Below are 296 nucleotides of genomic sequence, written 5' to 3' on the forward strand. Positions count from 1 at the left end.
GCCGAAATAGAACTCAAGTGGCCGGCCGATGATGGTGCCGACCGTCTGGCGCGGGTTCATCGCCACGTCGGCCATCTGGTAGATCATCTGCAGCTGGCGCAGGTCTTCCTTCGGCCGGTCGGAAAGCTTGTTGCCGAGCGTGCGGCCGTCGAAGACGACGCTGCCCTGCTCGGGCGGCAACAGGCCGGTGATGGCGCGCGCCGGCGTCGACTTGCCGGAGCCGCTTTCGCCTACCACGGCCAGCGTCTGTCCGGGAAAGATGTCGACCGAGACGTTCTTCAGCACCTTGACGTGAC

At 65.5% G+C, this 296-nt stretch carries 1 protein-coding gene; it reads right to left on the reverse strand.

All coding sequences use genetic code 11. The features are described from left to right. Positions 1 to 296 (reverse strand): ATP-binding cassette domain-containing protein (locus EN851_RS35505; protein ID WP_135931126.1); only part of this gene is annotated, 296 nt, incomplete at both ends.

The organism is Mesorhizobium sp. M8A.F.Ca.ET.208.01.1.1, from assembly GCF_004791315.1.
GTDB lineage: Bacteria > Pseudomonadota > Alphaproteobacteria > Rhizobiales > Rhizobiaceae > Mesorhizobium.